The sequence below is a fragment of the Flavobacterium algicola genome, assembly GCF_022399565.1.
Taxonomy (GTDB): Bacteria; Bacteroidota; Bacteroidia; order Flavobacteriales; family Flavobacteriaceae; genus Flavobacterium; species Flavobacterium algicola.
The window spans coordinates 1,191,834-1,212,023 of sequence record NZ_JAJTUT010000001.1 but is presented as its reverse complement, the minus strand read 5'-3'; the positions used below and the strand labels follow the sequence as shown (position 1 = coordinate 1,212,023).

Annotated in this window: 12 protein-coding genes; 2 read left to right on the top strand and 10 right to left on the bottom strand. The window is 34.7% G+C overall.

From position 1 onward, the window contains the following. Nucleotides 1-355 precede the first annotated feature (355 nt). The 3 genes from LXH21_RS05130 to LXH21_RS05120 all read right to left on the bottom strand — a co-directional run bounded on the left by LXH21_RS05130 (nt 356) and on the right by LXH21_RS05120 (nt 5,020). Entirely contained in the window at nt 356-2,470 is a 2,115-nt protein-coding gene (locus LXH21_RS05130; protein WP_239863179.1) for a glycoside hydrolase family 97 protein, read from the bottom strand. Nucleotides 2,471-2,723: 253 nt separating this feature from the next. Next, complete coding sequence (locus LXH21_RS05125; protein ID WP_239863177.1) at nt 2,724-4,367, bottom strand: DUF6377 domain-containing protein; 1,644 nt, start codon at nt 4,365-4,367, stop codon at nt 2,724-2,726. A gap of 464 nt (nt 4,368-4,831) precedes the next feature. Continuing rightward, complete coding sequence (locus LXH21_RS05120; protein WP_239863175.1) at nt 4,832-5,020, bottom strand: hypothetical protein; 189 nt, start codon at nt 5,018-5,020, stop codon at nt 4,832-4,834. A gap of 259 nt (nt 5,021-5,279) precedes the next feature. Here LXH21_RS05120 and LXH21_RS05115 point away from each other — a divergent pair, with 259 nt between their 5' ends. Both LXH21_RS05115 and LXH21_RS05110 read left to right on the top strand, forming a co-directional pair. Beyond that, nucleotides 5,280-6,005 carry a metallophosphoesterase family protein gene (locus LXH21_RS05115; protein ID WP_239863174.1) on the top strand — a complete coding sequence of 242 codons (726 nt, stop codon included), beginning with the start codon at nt 5,280-5,282 and terminating at the stop codon, nt 6,003-6,005. A gap of 44 nt (nt 6,006-6,049) precedes the next feature. Further along, nucleotides 6,050-6,547 (top strand): DUF6646 family protein, encoded by a 498-nt coding sequence (locus LXH21_RS05110; protein WP_239863172.1) that lies wholly within the window; start codon nt 6,050-6,052, stop codon nt 6,545-6,547. Between the two features lie 83 nt (nt 6,548-6,630). On the opposite strand, the gene LXH21_RS05105 is transcribed toward LXH21_RS05110, so the two are convergent. The 7 genes from LXH21_RS05105 to LXH21_RS05075 form a co-directional block, all read right to left on the bottom strand. Beyond that, entirely contained in the window at nt 6,631-9,627 is a 2,997-nt protein-coding gene (locus tag LXH21_RS05105) for a glycoside hydrolase family 3 N-terminal domain-containing protein (RefSeq protein ID WP_239863170.1), read from the bottom strand. Between the two features lie 35 nt (nt 9,628-9,662). Next, nucleotides 9,663-11,168: a sodium:solute symporter gene (locus LXH21_RS05100; protein ID WP_239863168.1), complete on the bottom strand. Its 1,506-nt coding sequence runs from the start codon at nt 11,166-11,168 to the stop codon at nt 9,663-9,665. Between the two features lie 37 nt (nt 11,169-11,205). Beyond that, nucleotides 11,206-12,405 carry an exo-beta-N-acetylmuramidase NamZ family protein gene (locus tag LXH21_RS05095; RefSeq protein WP_239863167.1) on the bottom strand — a complete coding sequence of 400 codons (1,200 nt, stop codon included), beginning with the start codon at nt 12,403-12,405 and terminating at the stop codon, nt 11,206-11,208. Between the two features lie 50 nt (nt 12,406-12,455). Next, nucleotides 12,456-14,276, bottom strand: a complete 1,821-nt coding sequence (locus tag LXH21_RS05090; protein ID WP_239863166.1) for a family 10 glycosylhydrolase — start codon at nt 14,274-14,276, stop codon at nt 12,456-12,458. 156 nt (nt 14,277-14,432) lie between these two features. Continuing rightward, nucleotides 14,433-15,263, bottom strand: a complete 831-nt coding sequence (locus LXH21_RS05085) for a DUF4397 domain-containing protein (RefSeq protein ID WP_239863163.1) — start codon at nt 15,261-15,263, stop codon at nt 14,433-14,435. A gap of 26 nt (nt 15,264-15,289) precedes the next feature. Further along, nucleotides 15,290-16,834 (bottom strand): SusD/RagB family nutrient-binding outer membrane lipoprotein, encoded by a 1,545-nt coding sequence (locus LXH21_RS05080; RefSeq protein WP_239863162.1) that lies wholly within the window; start codon nt 16,832-16,834, stop codon nt 15,290-15,292. Between the two features lie 12 nt (nt 16,835-16,846). Beyond that, nucleotides 16,847-19,933: a SusC/RagA family TonB-linked outer membrane protein gene (locus LXH21_RS05075; RefSeq protein ID WP_239863161.1), complete on the bottom strand. Its 3,087-nt coding sequence runs from the start codon at nt 19,931-19,933 to the stop codon at nt 16,847-16,849. Between the last annotated feature and the right edge of the window lie 257 nt (nt 19,934-20,190).

Here is a 20,190-nt window from a genome sequence, read left to right as displayed (position 1 = left end):
ATTTTTGGTTTTTTGGTTGGTTAAAGTTTAGTTTTTAGAGAAATCAGTTTAATTTTTTAAATGTGGTTTTCAACTATATCGATTTCTTAAAGTAAAGATATTTCGCTTATCGGTCGAGTACAGGTGTAACAATTAAAAAGTAGTTAATTGTGTTCTTTTGTGTTGGTAAACTATTGATTTGCAATAGTGTACTTTTTTTGTTTGTTGAAAAAAAGTAGTGGTTTTGTAGATTGTAAAACCTTTATTTATACCCTTATTTTTCGAATAAAGAATGGCAGCCTTGTCCTAAGAAACAATTCTAAGACTGCCCAATCAATTTAAACATTTCTTCCTAGATAATTTTGTTTTTCTATGTTTATTTTTGTTCAATAATGCTAATGGCATATCCACCTGCAGGTACAGAAATTTGATTTAATTTTGATTTACTTGTTACCTTCATCTTCTTGATCGTGTAGGCTTGCGGATTGGATTTGTAATTGGCATCCTTAGCATCTGCATAAAGTGTTGCGATGTATTTTTTACCTTTTTCCAAGAAATCAAAGTTAATAGTAGAGGTACGTGCCGTGTTTCCATTTACATTCCCTACAAACCAATTGCTGGTTCCTTTTGCTTTTCGAGCAACGGTCAAGTAATCTCCAGGTTCTGCCTCCAAATATTTACTGTCGTCCCAGTCTACGGCCACATCTTTGATGAATTGAAAAGCATCTGCAAATCGGTCGTAATTCTCAGGTAAGTCTGCAGCCATTTGTAACGGGCTGTACATGGTCACATACAAAGCCAATTGGTTGGCAAGCGTACTGTTAATACGAGAGGTGTTTTCAGGGTTCAACTTGCTAATGTCCATTTCAAAAATACCCGGAGTATAATCCATTGGGCCACCAATTAAACGAGTAAAAGGCAATATAGTCACGTGGTTAGGATTGTTCCCACCAAAAGATTGGTACTCTGTTCCTCGTGCCGATTCGTTTCCGATTAGATTTGGATAGGTTCTAGCTATTCCTGTTGGACGAACCGCTTCGTGAGCGTTTACCATAATTTTATACTCTGCTGCTTTTTCAATCGCATATTGATAGTGATTGATGATCCATTGGCTGTAGTGATTTTCCCCTCTTGGTAATATGTTACCTACGTAACCACTTTTTACAGCATCATATCCATTATCTTTCATAAATTGGTATGCTTTGTCCATGTGGCGCTCGTAGTTGCGCACAGATCCAGAGGTTTCATGGTGCATAATCATCTTAATTCCTTTTTCTTTAGCGTAAGCGTGAATTCCTTCTAAATCAAAATCTGGGTATGGAGTCACGAAGTCAAAAACATAATCTTTGGAGTTACCAAACCAGTCTTCCCATCCAGTATTCCAACCTTCTACCAGTACGGCATCAAAACCATTTTTGGCAGCAAAATCAATATATTTCTTAACGTTCTCGGTAGTTGCACCATGTGTTCCGTTTGGTTTTGCTTTCGAATAATCTGTTTTCCCAAGCTCCACAGATGTAAAGTCATTGGTATACGACCAACTGCTTTTTCCGGTAATCATTTCCCACCAAACCCCAATGTATTTTACAGGTTTGATCCAAGAAGTATCTTCAATTTTACAAGGATCATTTAAGTTTAATGTCATTTTTGACGCTAGAATTTCACGTGCGTCATCACTAACCATGATTGTACGCCAAGGAGAAGTTCCCGGAGCTTGCATATATCCTTTGTCTCCATTTGCATCGGGTGTTAACCACGATTCAAAAATCATGTTTTTGTCATCCAAATTCAAATGCATGCACGAGTAATCGATCAGTGCTGCTTCATGTAAGTTGATATACAACCCATCTGAAGATTTCATCATCAATGAGGTTTGCACACCTGTTGGTGAAAACGATTTTTGTGAAACATTCTCTGTAGTTGCCGTTTTGATCAAGCCGCGTATCTCAGACAGTTTTGAAGTGGTGTAGTCGTATTCTTGTGTTTCATAATCGCCAGGGATCCAGAATGTTTTGTGGTCTCCTGCCATGGCAAACTGCGTGTGCTCCTCTTTGATCACAAAATAAGTAAGGTTTTTTTGCGAAGGAAATTCGTAGCGAAATCCAAGTCCGTCATTGAATAAGCGGAAACGGATAATCAATTTTCGATCGGTATCCTTTTGGTTTAATGTAACAGCCAATTCATTATAATTGTTCTGAATGGTGTTCACTTCTCCCCAAACGGGTGTCCAGTTTTCGTTGAAAGTTGCTGTTTTGGTGTCTATAACGCTAAAGTCATTAAGCAATGATTTTTTGTCGTTTTTAAGCTCCAATCCTAATGTGCTGGGTTTGATTACCGCCTTATTTTTATAGTTTAAAATATAAGTAGGTGTCCCATCTTTTTGCAAAGAAAACTCCATTTGAAGTTTTGAATTGGGTGATTTTAATTGCTGCCCTATTGCCAGAGGAAAGAAGGCAAGACAAACTAATGTGGTTACTAGAAAGTGCTTCATTATGGTTTAGTTAATGTATTTGTAAATTGCTTTATAAATCTTCAATAGTCCAAAATTAAGATGATTTCACCTTAGCCAAATCCAATAAGTCCAAATGGTAGTAAATGTAGTGGTGCGGTTATTCTAAACCCTTGTGAATAAAGGATTTTTTATTTTTGTTAACCTAAAAAAAGTAGTGCCTCAGTAGTAGAAAATCACCTCTTTTATGCCAAAATGCAGTAAAAAAACAGGTGATAAGGTGCCGTTTTATATCTTATTTATTAGTTCCAATGCGCATTACATTGGCTTCAAATTCGTCTCTTGGACCTGCGGCTTTGTTTCGCAATTTGGTGCGGTAATTGTAAATTGTAGATAAAGAATAACGAAGAAATTCAGAGATTTTGACACTATCTGAAATCCCCAACCGAATCAAAGCAAAAATGCGAAGTTCGGTATTCATTAGCTCACCCGATTTTAATTTAATGTCGTCTTTGTCGGTAAGCAGTTGGCTGAAATCTTCGATGAAATTTGGAAACAGTAATAAGAATGTTTTATCAAAATTATTATAGAAATCTTTCAATTCTTCGTCTATAAATTCTTTTGATTTAATGGCTCGCACCAGTTCGTCTTTCTTTCCACTAGTAACAATAACATTCAATTTTCGGCGATAACCGTCTAGTTTACTGATGTACACAGAACATTGATCCATGTAGCGACCTATATAGATTTCCTTTACTAAGTTAGCCTCTTTTAGCGTTGTGTTGGTTTCATTCAATTTTTCGTTAAATACTTTTAACTCTTCGTTTAGGGCTAAAGATTGCTTGTTGGCCATGCTAATTTCTCTTTTAGCTTTAGCTAGCTTTTTCATTTGTTTGAAAAGTAAAAACAAAATCACGAGCAATATGATCGAAAGTACTGTAGCACTCACCAAAAAGTAAACAAGCTGGTTGTGGTTGGTTTCATTCTGCTTCTCGTACGCTTTGTTAATGATGGGCATCATTTTGGAAATCTCATAGGTACGCAAGCGAGCGTTGCAAAACAGCGCGTCTTCGAGTGAGCGTTTGATGTAGGTATAGGAACGGTCAATGTCTCCCTCTTGATAGAGTAGGAATGCCAATGCACGCAGCGAGATATATTCTTTTTTTTCCAAACTCAAATCGGATATAGCCGATTTGATTAACCATTCTTTTTCAAGTTCAAACTCTTTTTTATGGTGGTAGGTTTGGGAGATTAAATAAGCAACAACGGCTTGATCTGTGTCTGAATCTTTGAGGTTAGGGTAGTAGTTTAATAATAGATCTAGATTTTCTTGGTATTTACCGCTTTCTATTAGCTGGTTGGATGTAGTAAATAAATATGATTTTGATGCTACAGGATAGAATGCTAAAATGGAATCACTATATTTTTTTCGAAGCGAAATATAATTGTTTTTTTCTTCAGCCGAAGCAGCATAATTAGACATTGATAGATACAGGGAACTACTCACTCCAAAATAATTTCCTTTACTCTCAGGCGTAGCTTGGATGTCAATTTTATTTAAAATTTCGGTAGCTTCTTTATACATTCCCAACGTTTCCATTATAGACGTTAAGTTGAGCTTGGCATTATTTGTTTTTTTAATATCGTCTAATTGGTGTGCAATTTTTAGGCTCTTTCGAGCATAACTTAAGGCAGAATCTGATTGGTACCATCTGTACTTCCCATACAGTTTATCATAAATCTCATATTTCTGAGTCGTGCTGGAGGTGTATTTTAGAAGGTCATTGAGTTTGGTAATTTCAGCTTCTTTTTTGGTTTTATATTGTTCGTTGTTAGCAATGGTGCGGTCCAACTCCGTAAGAAGCGATTTGATATCAGTTTGAGAATAGATAAATACTGGAAAAAAAAGCAGCACTAAAGACGTCCAAAATTTATGCATTTGATGGTATTTTAATTAAGGCTAATTTAATTAAAATTTAACATTTTGGCGTAGAAAGCACATTTAAATAAATAAAGTCGCTTTGAAAGTCTATAGAGAGTGGTAAAGTAATTCCACGATTGAAAGATCTTATGATTTAATAAGCTGTATAATAAGATAACACAGATAGAACAGTGCAGAATTACTCAGTATGAATGGAATCGAAATAGATCTTGAAATTCAAAAAATCTTTTAATAGTTGTCAAAGTTTATCATAAATCTTTACTTAAATTTCTTTATCTTATAAAACACACAATTTTCAATACGGCATAAATACAGTGATAAAATCTCCGTATTACAGAGATTAATTTACTGAATCTAATCGAAATAGGCGTAGATTACATTTAAAGAACAAACATACTTCTAAATAGAAAACGCAAAAGAAATAAAACATATTAAATTTGTAGGAAAATTTAATTTCAGATTTATCTTCTAACGGGCTTTGTGAATAAATATGCTAAGTATCCAAAGACAAAAAGTGTAAGAACTAGTCCTAATCGAAACTCACCAATATATTGGTTCCATTTATGAATAGGATGAAAAATTACACTTAGGAAAGTAAGTATTAGATAGATGGTAGTCAACAAGCTTAGGTAGAGAAGTACTTTTTTCATAATCAGTATTTTATGGGGTTATTTATTACTGTTTTATAAAACAAAGATAAACGTTAATAAGCATAAAGTCAATCACTAAAAGTGGGTATATTTTAACATTTTTTTTAATCTAATTCTTATTACTATATTTTGATTTTCGGCTGCTTTAATTTTTATAAACTTAAAAAAAGCGTAAAAAAAACGCACATCATCACAGTTTTTCTTATTTTTATAAAAATGAAGGTAAAAACACTTTCAAATTAAGCGTTATTAAAGATAAATGAGAACATTAGTAATAGGAGATATACACGGCGGTCTGCGTGCACTCCATCAAATTATAGAAAGAGCAGATGTACAACCTGATGATACCTTGATATTTTTGGGGGATTACGTTGACGGTTGGAGTCAGTCACCGCAGGTGATCAGCTTTTTGATACAGTTGAAAACTACCAACAACTGTGTATTCATTAGAGGTAATCATGATGAATTGTTACTGTTGTGGTTAAAAGACGGTAAAGATAATGCGTTATGGTTTGAGCATGGTGGCGAGGCTACCTTAACAGCTTATGAAGATGTTGATAGAGTTACCAAGCAGTTGCATATCGATTTTTTACTTTCCTTAGATGATTATCACCTTGATGAAAAAAACAGATTGTTCGTTCATGCTGGGTTTACCAATATGAATGGTGTGAAGTATGAATATTTTCCAAAATTGTTTTACTGGGATAGAACTTTATGGGAAACAGCATTAGCATTAGATACTTCTATTAAACCAAATGATTTACTATACCCTAAGAGATTGACGATTTATGACGAAATTTATATTGGTCACACACCTGTAACGCGCATCAATGAAACGGTGCCGATTCAGAGAGCTTGTATTTGGAATGTAGACACAGGAGCCGCCTTTAAAGGCCCGTTGACAATTATGGATGTAGATACCAAAGAATACTGGCAGTCAGAGCCTCTTTATAAATTATATTTTGATGAGAAAGGAAGAAATTAAATTTATAATGTAGATTTGCAGGATATAAATTAATAAAAAAGAATATGAAAAAGATTTTAACCTTATTTTTAATGTCAACTGCTTTATTTGTAAACGCACAAGCATTTAAAGGTAAAGGAGATACAAAGTTAGACATTGGAGCAAATTTACAAGACGGTGGCTCAGGAATACGTGTTGGTGCCGATTTTGGTGTAGCAGAAAATATATCTTTTGGATTTGTAACATCTTATTTACTTGGGGTTGCAAAAATTGATGGTGTTAAACCAGATTTTGAAGACCGAATCGATTTGAAAGCGCGTCTTAATGCAAATCTAAATACGGTATTAAATTTAGGTCCGAATGTAGATATATATCCAGGACTAGATTTGAGTCTTAAAAATTTTGGAGGTCATATCGGTGGCCGTTATTTTTTCTCAGAAGGTATTGGACTTGTAACTGAAATAGGTTTTCCTATCGCTAAATATGATCCGACGACAACTGAAGATTTCCAAAATTTAAACAATCAATTCGTGTTTAATATTGGATTTTCTTTCAATTTGTAAAGATATCATTACTACATAAAAAAAGGCAATAATTTGTATTATTGCCTTTTTTTATGCTTTAGAATAGAGAAGATTAGAGTGAATTATTTTATGATCGCATTCTGAATTACTTGCTGGATATCTTCTCTTATATTTTCTCTTGCTAATGAATTTGTAACGATTTTTGGATAGGTTCTGTTCGAAAGAAAAACATAAACAATCTGTGTTTTTGGATCAGCCCACGCGATGTTGCCTGTAAAACCAGTATGCCCGAAGCTAGATGACGAAACACAACCGCAAGTAGGGCCATCTTTTTCGGTTCTTTTGTCGAAACCAAGGCCACGATGCACTTCTTCTCCGCAAAAATAACAGTGATTAAAATCATTAAATGTCTTGGCCGAAAAATAGCGCTTGTCACCGTAACTTCCTTTTTGTAAATACAATTGCATCATTTTTGCCACATCCATAGCATTTGAAAACAATCCGGCATGGCCGGCCACGCCACCTTCCATAGCTGCACCCATATCATGAACATAGCCTTGAAGTGTTTGCTGGCGGTAATAGGTGTCTATCTCTGTAGGGACAACTGTATTCTTATCAAATCGCTGCAACGGATTGAATAAGGTATAATTCATACCCAATGACTTGTAAAATTTATCTTGAACCAAATTTTCTAATTTCTTTTGATTGGCTCTTTCAACATATTCCTTTAATAAAATGAAGGTCAAGTCACTGTATTTGTATTCTTTTTTTTCATATAAAGGACTATCGGCAATGATCTTCATGATAGTATCGTGGTAATCATTTCTGATGAAAACTCCGTCTGCAACCTGCCTGATGTGCTGAGCATCATATTTTTTTGAATAATACTTGTCTGATGGACTTTTTGTATTGCTTAGAGTAGGTATGTAAAAAGGAATCCATGATTTAAGTCCAGCATAGTGCGATAGTAAATTTTTAAAAACAATATCCTTTTTGTTAGTATTGCTAAAGTAGGGGAGCATCTCAGACAACTTCGAGTTCAAATTGACTTTTTTTTGATCGTAGAGTTGCATTACATTGGGTAGGGTAGCCAGCATTTTTGTAATAGATGCTAAATCATATAGATCGGTATTGGTCACTCTGGTATTTCGTTCATAGGTATGATAGCCGTATGATTTTTGATAAATAACTTTACCATTTCGAGCTACAACAACTTGTGCTCCTGGAGTCATTTCGCCATCAATCGCTTTTTTTGCATAAGCATCAATCTGCTTTAAAATCATTGGGTTCATTCCTTCATTTTGTGGAGCTGTAAAACCTAATCGATCCAGTTTTTTGGTATTTAGTCCGGCATGAATTTTATAGTCCAAATTGATAGAAACAGGTAGTTTTCCTTTGGCTTTGATTGCCCCAAAAATTACTTCCGCGGAAACAACCTGAGAAATAGCCGAGTTTTGATAAGAGACTACCAATCCTTCAATATTAGAAAAGTCAGTAACTGCTAAAAGAGAATACGGCTTCGTAAAGACATTTAATATTGTCGTATTGTTTTTTGCGATTTCTTGCAACCAAACCAATTCTGTTGCTGTAAAATCGTGATTTTTCCATGGCAAATCAGATTTATGAAATCCGACAATTACGGTATTAAATTCCTTTAATTTTGCATTCAAATCGGTGACGTTTGCTGCTGAGACTTCTGTAATCTCAGTGTATTTTTTTAAAGTACTCAGGTAAGTACTGTTATCATCATCACCCAATTTTACGTAAGCAATTTTTTGATCTAGATTTTTTAGAGGCAGTATCTCGTTTTTATTGTCTAAAACGGTGATGGCATTTTCATACAATTGATACTGTAAAGCATCATTATCAGGTTTATTCAAATCTTCATATAAATTGGAGATCTCAACCTGTTTTGGCTGGTTCAATCCAGCTCTGTATTTATAGCTTAATATTTTTTTGACAGAATGTGCCAAACGAGCTTCTGAAATGGTTCCTTTTGCAAAAGCTGCTTTGATTTTTTCTATTCCCAAAGGAACATTTTCTGGACATAATAAAATATCATTACCAGCCATAAAGGCGGCTAAATCAATATCTCCCGTTTCCATTGCATTGCTTGCCCCTTTCATTACTAGTGCATCAGTAAAGATGAGTCCTTTAAATTCTAATTTTTTTTGCAATAAATTTGTTACTACATTGTAAGATAGTGAAGAAGGGTAATCTGGCCTGCTTTCTAAACTTGGAATGTTTAAATGTCCTACCATAACAGAGGCTAATCCAGCGTTAAACATTTTTTTGAAAGGATATAACTCCACTAGCTCTATCCTGTTTTTTGAAAATGCAATGGTCGGTAAAGTTTTATGTGAATCGGTCGAAGTATCACCGTGTCCTGGAAAATGTTTTCCAGTACTGTAAACACCTTGTCCTTGAGCTCCTTTCATAAGAGCGATCGCCTTCTCAGCAACATTTTCTTTCGACTCTCCAAAAGAACGATTACCGATGATTGGGTTGAGAGGATTGGTATTAATGTCGAGTACTGGTGCAAAATTGAAATGAATTCCCATTCTTTTACTTTCCTTACCCATATGCTCACCTACTTTTTCTATCAGTTTTAAATTTTGGATGGCGCCCAAGGTCATGTTCCAAGGATATCGGTAGGTAGAGTCTAAACGCATAGACAATCCCCATTCTGCATCAATTGCAATAAATAGAGGTACTTTGGCTATAGATTGAAAATGATTAGTTAATTTTGCTTGACTGATTGGTCCGCCTTGAAAGAAAATAACACCACCAACATTGTATTTTTGTACCAGGCTGTCGACCTTTTGAGTATTTAAATCATCTTTATTAGAATTCGCTGCTACCATATAAAGTTGCCCAATTTTTTCTTCGACAGACATTCTGTAGTAAATACTATCTACCCACTTTTTTTCTAATTTGAATTCATCATTCAGAAGTAATTTTTCTGGAACTAGCGATGGGAGCACAATTTCTTTTTTAGCTACCGAGGCAGTAATTTTTTTATTTGTAATAGCTTCTTCTTTGCTGTCTGAATTTGCACAAAAGCTCATGATAAAACTAGCTGCTGTACAGCCTAATATTCTGATAAAATTATATTTCATTGTTCAATGAATTGTTTTAAAGTATTATTGTGGTATTAAAAATGGACTTTTTCTGCGGTTTTACTTGTAAAATACAATCCAATATAGGTAATAAGTGCGTTTAATATGATGAGTTCATTATCGAATACATATCCAAAAAATAGCATTTTGGAATTTTTACTAATTGCAAAAGTAATAGCTGGTGACAGTAAACATATATAAGGAACTAATTTATCGCTAACCTTTCTTCCCTTCTGAAATAATCCAAAAGCATAGAGACCTAATAGAGGACCGTAAGTATAGGAGGCAACTCTAAAAATCATTCCAACTACTGAGCTGTCGTTGATGGCATTAAAGACTAATATTATTAGGAATAGCAATCCTGAAAAGCATAAATGCACCCAATGTCTGACTTTGACTGAATTCTTTTTATTTTGATTTTCATTTTTTTCCATTCCTAAAAAATCAACGCAGAAGGAAGTAGTTAGTGCTGTTAGAGCAGAATCTGTTGTGGCAAATGTGGCAGCAATTAGACCTAACAAAAATACAAGTGCAGGCAAAAATGATAAATGATTCAATGCTATCTCGGGGAAAAGCAAATCTGTTCTAGGTTTATTTGTAATAGAATCTACCGGTATAGCTATTCCGTTTTTTTCAGCATAAATATACAATAGCGCTCCAACGCTCAGAAAGAAAATATTGATGATTACAAAAATCCCTGTAAAGGTGAACATGTTCTTTTGCGCATCGGCTATATTTTTGCAGCTTAAATTTTTCTGCATTAAATCTTGGTCGAGACCCACCATAGCGATAGTCACAAACATCCCACCTAATATTTGTTTCAAAAAGTGAAATTTACTTGTCATGAAATCATCGAAGAAAAATATTTTCGAATAATTGCTATCTTTTACCTCATGATAGGCGCCTACTAGACTCAAATCCATACTGTCGCAGATGAAGTAAATAGTTAAAAAAACTGAAGACACCAAAAAGAACGTTTGCAGCGTATCGGTGATTATAATGGTTTTAAGTCCCCCACGATAGGTGTATGAGAAAATAAGCAACAATGAAATAAGAACTGTTACCGCAAATGGAACATTATAATAGTCAAAGACGAAACGTTGCAAAACGATCACCACCAAATACAATCGAAAAGCCGAACTAATTGTTCTGCTTAACAAGAATATAGATGCTGCCGTACGGTAACTGTAATGCCCCATCCTTTGCTCAATATAACCGTAGATTGAAGTTAGGTTCATTCGGTAATACAAGGGAAGTAGCAATTTGGTAATTACAATAAATCCGATTGCGTTTCCTAATACAAATTGAAAATATTTAAACTGTTCTCCACCTGGAGCACCAACTTCTCCTGGAACAGATATGAAAGTAACGCCAGAAAGTGCTGTTCCAATCATTCCAAAAGCGACTAAGTACCACTTAGAATTTTTGTTTGCTTTAAAAAAAGCATCATTTCCATCATCTTTCTTACTGATAGTATGAGAGATTAAAAATAGTACGCCAAAATAAATGATGATTAGTAGAAGGATTGCGTTTGGAGTCATTTGGTATTTATATAAAATGTATAATTTTGAATTCTGATTATTTGTACAACAAGTATTTTGTTCTTGTTTTCTTAAATTCTTCTAATCCTTTTTTCCAGCCCTCTCTGATTACACTTTCTGGAATCCCTTTTGTAATTTGTTCTTGAAGTTGCTTTGTACCTGATAGTTTTGTGAAAAATGAATTGAAGAAATTGCTTTTATCACTACTCAGTTTATACGCACTAATTATCCATTTTAATTCAAGTTGATGTAATTTTTTGTAATTCGTTAAATCTTCGCCATAGCAAGTTTTTCCATTGTATAAAGGGTCTTTTGCGCCAAAATTTGGTTTCGGAGTAAAATGGAAGTCTGTTTTTGGCAAAAAAGGAGAACCGTATATTTGGAATTGAGTTTCAGTACCGCGTCCTACGCTAACATTTGTACCTTCGAATAAACATAGACTAGCATACAAATTTATAGCTTGATCATTGGGTAAATTAGGAGATGGTTTTACAAGTAAACTATACGGTTTTTGATGGTTGTAACCTACACATGGAATGACTGTTAGATTGCACTTTATATTATTTTTGAGCCATTTTTCACCTTTTATCATTTGTGCATATTCACCAATTGTCATTCCGTGTAAAACTGGAATTGGATGCATTCCAACGAAACTACTGTATGCTTTTTCTAAAACAGGGCCATCAACTATACCTCCGTTTGGATTGGGTCTGTCTAGAACAATAAGCTGAATGTTATTTTCTGCACAAGCTTCCATGACGTAATGCAATGTAGAGATGTAGGTGTAAAAACGTGCACCTACATCTTGTAAATCAAAGATCATAATATCAATATTCTCTAACTGTTGCGGTTTAGGTTTCCTGTTTTCACCGTACAAAGAAATTATTTTCAATCCCGTCTTAGTATCCTTGTCATCAATGATGTGTTCACCAGCGTCTGCCGTGCCACGAAAACCATGCTCTGGGGCATAGATGGTCTGAATATCAACTTGTTTTTCAAGAAGAAAATCTACAAGATGTATTTTGCTGCTTAATATCCCCGTTTGATTAGTAACAATTCCAACTTTTTTATTTTTTAAAAGTGGAAGGTAATTTTCATAATTATCAGCACCAGTCTTAAAAGATTCGACACTACTTACTAAATTATCTTGTTTACTATTTTCGGAAAGATTTGATTTGCAATTAAATGCAAATAGAACCATCAATAAGAAGATGTTTTTGTTAAATAGTAATGTCATAATATTCAAGATATTTGTTTAGTATTTACAATATAGTTGGAAATAAACGATTAATCTCGTTTTACAACTTTAAAACTTTCACTTTTTCCATTTTCGAAACTTACTTTAGCAAAATAAATTCCACTTGGCATTTTTGAAGTTATGACCGTTATCTTAGAGTTATTGATGGTGTGGGTTTGTCTATAAACCTCTTTTCCTTCCATATTAAAAAGGTATACAATCACATTTTCTGATAGTGCTTCTTTAAACTCAATTTTGAATTGATTTTTAAACGGGTTTGGATAAACTAGATAAGAATGACTTTTATTGAGCACAAATGCTGAACGGCTTAACAGTGGTGCGTTGAAATCGCCTGCCTCATTATTATTTTTATCCAAGGATGCAACGACAAAGTATTTGGTGTCAATTAATATTTGTGGGATGATCAATTCATTTCCTGTAATGATATCTATAATTTTTTTACCGTCATTTTTGTTTGTGATGGCTTCTGCAGCATTATTAAAAGCATAGATTACATATTTTTGAGGCAAGTCACCATCGGCTGCAGGCAGAGGTGTATTCCAACTCAATGTTGTATTTACAAATTGAACGTTCAATGGAATATTTGGACAAACATCATCTTTACCTGCTATTGGTGGAGCAAAAGACTTGTATTTATATTGCGTGCTATTTATAAGATCATTTACAGATTTTGAATTGCTTTTTATTGAATTATAATTATATGCAATTTGACCAAATGAGGCATTCATAGTAGGAACTCTATCTTGATCAATTTGATTTTGTATTTCGGTACCTGTCCAATTATTTGTATCGGTCATTTTGTAATATCCTTGACTCACATATAACTGTTTTCCAGTAGCCTTGATTTGATCATTCCACCATTGACTCAGTTTTATATAATCTTGCGCTCCTCCTATAGACCAATATAACTGTGGAGCTAAATAATCAATTTTACCAGAATTGAGCCAAGCAATTGCATCACAATATAAAGCTGAATAAGCCGAGCTACCGGATATTCCGCTAGGTGTTCCACTTTTCCAAATTCCAGCGGGACTTACGCCAAATACGATATTTTTGTTTAGACTAGCATTTATTGTCTGTATTGCATCGTATGTTGATGCAATCATTTCATTAACATTTTCTCTTCTCCAATCTCCTATGTTACTAATGTTTTTTGGATTATGATCTATATAAGTTTGTGCATCTTGGTTAGTAGTCATTCCTGCATTTGGATAAAAATAGTCATCGTAATGTATACCATCTACATCATATCTTGTTGCAATATCTTCAACGATACTAACAATGTAATTCTTAACTTCTGGCAAACCTGGATTCAAAATTCTTTGAGAATCTGCTGATGATTTGAACCACCAAGTGGGTTGCGTAATAGTAATGTGATTGGATGATGGGGTGTACGTTGATGTCGTTTTGGCTCTATAAGGATTTAACCAAGCATGAAGGTCTAGTCCTCGTTGGTGTGCTTGAATAATTGCAAATTCCAGAGGATCCCATACTGGGTTGGGAGCTTGTCCTTGTGTTCCGGTTAAATAATAGCCCCAGGGTTCTATAGCTGAGTTGTATAATGCATCACACTCAGATCGCACTTGCAAGAATATGGTATTGTAGCCGTTTCCTTTTAAATTATCTAATATTTCTATTAATTCTGCTTGCTGTACTGCAGGTGTTGCCAAACGATTTGTAGGCCAATTAAGACTGTAAACAGAAGCTAAAAAAACACCTCTCATTTCTTGTTTAGGGTGCGTCTTATCAAATTCAGTGTTGCTTAAGCACTGAGCTTTAGTCATTACTACTTGTAATAACAGGAAAAATAAAATTGTTGATTTTATCTTTTTCAAATAGCTCTTATTCATGGAAGCAAAATTTAATTAATCAATGCAAAATTGCTATTTTTTTTTTGAAGTAAGACGATTATATATTTTATAAATGTATGGATCATTTAAAAAACAATTCACAAATAGAAAAACCACTCGAGATTGCTGCTTTCTCGAGTGGTTTTAAATAAGTATTTATTTATTGGTAAAATACGTGATTGCAGGAATGTTGACGGTAGTACTAGGTGCTCCGTTTGATAAGCCTCCTACATAACCTTTGTTGAATAAAGTATAAACTCTTCCTTTTCTAGGAGTAAAGGCCAATTTTGCAACAATTGTTGTCGTTCCTACCGTTCTCATCTGAAGTTCATAAGCAACTGATGAATCATCTGCTACCGCTGTTATTGGAATAAATATTTCACTTCCTAACAAATATTTTACTCCTGAAAAAATTACAGCATTTGAATTAAGTTCTAATATGGAAATATCGTATCCCTCAGCTGGCGAATTTGATATTAAATTAACAAAACGAACGTAGGCTTTGGTAGGATCAGTCAAACTAACACTTAAATCATCTTTCAAGGTATAAGTAGAATAAGTTGGAGATGCGCCTACTACAAATGTTGAATAATTCATTTGGGCTTCTGTCACGAATGTAGAAGTGGTTACAGTGCTAGCGGGTACCGTTGCAGTTGCTGGAATTTCAACTTTCATTGTCGCACTCCCACTCGGTACTTGTGCATAATTAATAGCAGCTGGATAGCTTCCTCCAGGTCCAACACCCAATGGCAAAGTAGTACTTATAGCGCCAGAAGTCGTTTTAATGTCATTTAAATACCAATTTACCATGAAATTAGTTCCATTGGGACCAATAGTTGCATTATTAAATTTTACGAATGCAGCTGTAGCGTCAACTTCTTCTTTATTTGGAGAAAAGTTAGTTTCATCTCCACAAGAAGAGAGAAAACCCAAAGCAAAAAAACTCAGTCCTATGTATTTTGTTAGCGTTATTTTTATGTTTTTCATTTGAATGTCATTTAATATTAAAATAATTACGGCTGAGAAAACCACATTTCCTTAGTATGATAATCTGGTAAATCAGCTCCAATTGCTTGTAAGGCTGAAAAATTCCATACGTATTCCGAATTATACCTAGGACGTACTCTATAAGCTAATTTACCATTATTGTCTGCAAATAATGCCGGGAAGACCATCGTTTCATAGATGGTGGTGTCATAATGGTATTTTCTCATATCAGTCCACGTCTCCACATATCCATGACCAAATAAAGCAATGTATTTTTGCATGATAATATGTTTCAAAGAAAGATTTGCTGCTGTAGGAACAACATTGATGTCGTTTACAAAAGCAGATCTTTGCGCTGCAGTAATTAATGTAGCTGTAGGAGCTATGGCAGTTTCTACTGTATTTCTATTTACCATATCGATACTAGCTTCAATTCCTTTTTTGTAAGCTGCCAATGCAGTTGCTCTGTCTCCTTTTTTAAATGCAGCCTCTGCTTTAATAAATTGCATTTCTGAATAAGTCATTATAGGAAAGTCGGCTTTATCTCTAAAAAGGTATCTTCCTGCAGTTGTCGAGGTTCCCGATGCTAGAGTTCCCCAAAGGTTGGGAATACGAGTAGCTGTAGCAGTTCCTGCGGCAGTATTTAAAGGATTTCCTCTAAAAACTCCATCCTCAGATGGAGAAAGAATGCTTGCCATACGTGGGTCTACGGCAGTAAAAACTGTTCCGTCCATAGCGTGAACAATAAAATCTGTTTGACGATAACTAGGTAGGTTATTTCGACTTGGTCCAAAAAAGTTCGTATCAGCATTGGCTATTCCAGTAAATTTAACATAACAATCATCTTCAATACTAGCCAAAGCTTTGTCTACATAGGCAATAACTACATCAGGATTATAAGTTGATTTGTTACTTAGGTTATTGGCATTTCGAGCCAAAACACCGTAAGCAAATTTTATCCACTTCTCTTTTTTACCATTATAGATTAAATCTCCTTTAGCAGTATAAACTTCATTAGAATTCCCATCTGTTCTTTCTAAGTCAACAATGGCTTCTTTAGCCAATCTTACTACTTCTGCATAAGCTTCTTGCTGAGTTCCATAATCAAAAATTAATCTTGATGTAAAAACTTGATCAAATTTGATTAAATCAGAATGATAATCGGTTGAAATTTGCCAGGTCCAAGCTTTTATTGCTTTTGACAAACCAGCGATGTCGTAACGTTTTACTTCATTGGCACCGTCAATAGCATTGGTTAAGTTTAATCCAATGGAATAATAAGCCATTTTCCAGATTTCTCCTCCTGCATCACTATTGGCGGTATATCCGTATCCATCCCAAGAATAGTTGACAGTGTTTTGAGAAAAATTTTGAATGTATTTCCCCAAATAACGGGCGTCATACTGAATTCCCAAAGCCATCGATGCTTGTATATTAGGTAAAAGGTATATAGGCTCAACAATAGTTGGAAAACTCTCGTTTACATTTACTGCTGCTATTTCGTCGCGATTACAAGCTGTAAGTAACAGACCTGCTATAGAGACGGCTAAAAATTTTGTTATATTTTTCATCTTAAGAATGTATTAAAGTCCAAATCTAAATCCGATATTAAATCCTCTTGGTGTAGAAAGTACCCCATAATCAAATCCTGTACCTCCAGCACCACCTGAACTAGCATTTAAACCATTTACGGCAGGATCTGCACCTGTATAATTGGTAATCATAAAGGCATCGGTAATAGTGATATACATAGAAAGGCTTGTGAATAACCTTGTTTTACTTAATACCTCTGAAGGCATTCGGTAGTTCAGTGTTATATCACGGAATCTTAACCAGTTGATATCTCTTTCGATAAAATCTGAATCTACACTATTTGCAGTGTAAAGTTCGTTTTGGTAGTAAGGAGTTACCAAAATATTATTTTTTGTTGGTGTAGCAGAATTTTCTAAACCGTCCTGTAATACTCCATCCAGTACCAATGGTTGTTCGCGATCTAGCGTTTTAGTGCTATATCCTACAGCAGTGAGGTAAGCTGCAGTTCCATTGTAAACATCTCCACCTTTACGAATGTCTAGTAAAAATGATAATTTAAAATTTTTATAGGTGAAACTGTTTTGAAATCCAATCATAAAATCAGGATTTCTATCTCCTACAATAGGGAATGTTTGGTCTCTAAGCGGTTGACCGTTTAAAGGATTGATTAATATATCACCATTATCATTTTTTAAATTGGTGTATCCCGTAAAAGTCGTAAGAGGTGAACCGACTCTTGTACCACCCCTCACATTTCCATATAACCAAGTGTCAGAAGTATAGTATTCAGGTAATGTCGAAGGAAGACTTAGTAATTCGCTGTCAGTTTTTGTGAAATTAAATAAAACATCCCAACTGAAGTCTTTGGTTTTTATTGGTGCGGCTGTAAGTGTGATTTCAAGTCCGCGATTTTGTACAGAACCAAAGTTAAAGGCAGATAGCACATACCCTGTACCATAACTTAAACGCATATTGTTGATGATCAAGTCATCTGTTCTTTTTTGGTATACGTTAACGTCTAAACTTAGCTTATTTCTAAAGAAGCGTAATTCTGTACCAAACTCTGTAGAGTTTACTCTTTCAGCTTTTAAATTTGAATTTGCTCCAGTCACCGAATAGCCAAAACCACCACCAGTAGTTGCTTTTACTTCATAAGAAGGGATGATAGATAATGGTTTGGCATCATTCGCCACTTGTGCATATGAAGCTCTCAATTTTCCATAAGATAAAAAGTTACCACCTTTTAAAGCATTTAATTCTGTGAACACAAAACTCAATGAAGAGGATGGATAGAAAAAGGAGTTATTTGCTCTAGGTAATGTAGATGATACGTCATTTCTACCTGTAAGGGATAGTGTAACTACTTTGTCATAATCAAGTGTGAATTCTCCAAAAACTCCATCAACGCGTCTTGGAATAATACGCTCCTGAGATCGTTGAGTAAGTTGGTCTGTATTATTGATATTCATTTCATTTGTTTGAAAGAACTTCTCCCCTTTGGTAGATAGAATGGTGTAATTATTATCTGTTCGGGCAAGTCCTAAACGAAGAAGTCCGTTAAATTTCCCGATAGACTTTTTGGCGGTTGCAAATCCTAAAAAGTTATAATTAGTAGTTTGATCTACATATTGTTCAAAATATCCACCAGTACTGATTCCTGTTCCAGAACCAATTCCAGTAGCACTTCTTGCAGATTCAGGATGAACCGATTTGTATCCTCTAGTAGAGTTAGCATCAATACCAAAACGGCCAGTGAAGTTTAGCCAAGACAGAGGATCATAGGTCAAAGAAACATTAGATAGCATGCGGCTGTTTTTATCGTTGCTTCTGTTTTTATTTACCTCAAATAATGGATTGTCAATTTCAGTATCCAATGTTCCGTCGGTAATAGTTCTTCGAGTGCCATCGGCATTAAGATAATTACGAACATCTTCATTTGCAGGGAAGGTTAATAAATTTAAAAGAAAACCACCTGCTCCTTTAGAAGCTTTATCATTGTCAGATTTGATGTAAGAGAAAGAAGCTTCTGCTTTTAATTTGCTAGATATTTTTGCAGTTCCACTTAATGCTAAATTTAATCTGTTGTATTCAGAATTAGGAACAACTCCTGTTTGGCTCAAGTTTGCCATAGACAAACGGTAAGTTGCAGTTTCACTACCCGCATCAAACGTTAGGGAGTTCATTTGTTTTACACCGGTTTGGAAAAAATTGTCAATATTGTCATAGAGTACAGTTCCGGGCGCATACGCTTCTCCAAAAGCTCTACGGTAATTATCTTCTGAAATTCCGTTTGATCCTCTTTGATACACCCTTTGTGTGTCTGGAAAACGATATACTTCATCTAGTCTTAAATCGGTTGAATAGGTCAATGTGCCTTTACCGTTCTTACCTTTTTTGGTTGTAATAATAATGGCTCCATTTCCTGCATCAATACCATACAAAGCAGCTGCTTCGGGACCTTTAAGAACTGTAACAGATTCTATGTCTTCGGGATTAATATCTGCGCCACGATTGGTATAATCGGTATCTCTATTTGGACCATTCGAAATTAACAATCCCTGATCTAGGGTTGAATTATTAATAGGTAAACCATCAACTACAAATAAAGGTGAATTATTACCACTCATAGAATTCACTCCTCTAAGTTGCACAGATGCCGAAGATCCTGGCGAACCAGAAGTACTAGTCACAGTTAATCCAGCTATTCTACCCTGCATCGAATTAACAAAATTCTCTCTCTGAGTGTCTGCAATATCCGCCCCACTTATACTTTGCGTGGAATAACCTAATGATGACTTAGCACGAGTAATACCCAAAGCACCTGTTACGGTAACTTCATTTAGCATTTGAGAACTTTCATTAAGAACAATAGTTAGTGATGGTCCGGTAACTTTCACTTCTTTGGTTTCAAAACCAATTGAGGAAATTACGAGAGTGTTGCCTACCTCTGCTTTTCCCTGAAAATCGCCATCAATTCCGGTTACAAAAACAATCTTGGTGTTTTTCACCAAAATATTCACCCCTGGTGTCGGAATACCATTGTTATCTTTAACGATACCTTTTACTGTTATACTTTGGGAATATGTCATAAATAGACCCGCAAAAAACAATAAAACAATTAAATAATTTTGTTTCATAATTGTTAATTTTAGTTAATCATTTAACACAAACATAACAATTAATTTTATAACATAAACAGGTAGATAAGTTTAAATTCAGTCCAAATAGGCTTTTAGCAAAATTTTTTTAACTTTATGTGCCCTAGGACCGCTCAATTGAAGTTTAACACTATACAATCCAAATTCTAAATGTTAAAAATTTATAATGAATAATTATTGTTTTGTTAACAAACAAAGCTTGTTTTAACATTATGATAATGAATGGAATTACTGTA

What these genes read in the sequence shown, in the direction of transcription:
- LXH21_RS05090 (WP_239863166.1), bottom strand. Translation starts at nt 14,276, where the DNA reads ATGAATAAGAGCTATTTGAAAAAGATAAAATCAACAATTTTATTTTTC.
- LXH21_RS05125 (WP_239863177.1), bottom strand. Translation starts at nt 4,367, where the DNA reads ATGCATAAATTTTGGACGTCTTTAGTGCTGCTTTTTTTTCCAGTATTT.
- LXH21_RS05085 (WP_239863163.1), bottom strand. Translation starts at nt 15,263, where the DNA reads ATGAAAAACATAAAAATAACGCTAACAAAATACATAGGACTGAGTTTT.
- LXH21_RS05130 (WP_239863179.1), bottom strand. Translation starts at nt 2,470, where the DNA reads ATGAAGCACTTTCTAGTAACCACATTAGTTTGTCTTGCCTTCTTTCCT.
- LXH21_RS05105 (WP_239863170.1), bottom strand. Translation starts at nt 9,627, where the DNA reads ATGAAATATAATTTTATCAGAATATTAGGCTGTACAGCAGCTAGTTTT.
- LXH21_RS05080 (WP_239863162.1), bottom strand. Translation starts at nt 16,834, where the DNA reads ATGAAAAATATAACAAAATTTTTAGCCGTCTCTATAGCAGGTCTGTTA.
- LXH21_RS05100 (WP_239863168.1), bottom strand. Translation starts at nt 11,168, where the DNA reads ATGACTCCAAACGCAATCCTTCTACTAATCATCATTTATTTTGGCGTA.
- LXH21_RS05110 (WP_239863172.1), top strand. Translation starts at nt 6,050, where the DNA reads ATGAAAAAGATTTTAACCTTATTTTTAATGTCAACTGCTTTATTTGTA.
- LXH21_RS05115 (WP_239863174.1), top strand. Translation starts at nt 5,280, where the DNA reads ATGAGAACATTAGTAATAGGAGATATACACGGCGGTCTGCGTGCACTC.
- LXH21_RS05095 (WP_239863167.1), bottom strand. Translation starts at nt 12,405, where the DNA reads ATGACATTACTATTTAACAAAAACATCTTCTTATTGATGGTTCTATTT.
- LXH21_RS05075 (WP_239863161.1), bottom strand. Translation starts at nt 19,933, where the DNA reads ATGAAACAAAATTATTTAATTGTTTTATTGTTTTTTGCGGGTCTATTT.
- LXH21_RS05120 (WP_239863175.1), bottom strand. Translation starts at nt 5,020, where the DNA reads ATGAAAAAAGTACTTCTCTACCTAAGCTTGTTGACTACCATCTATCTA.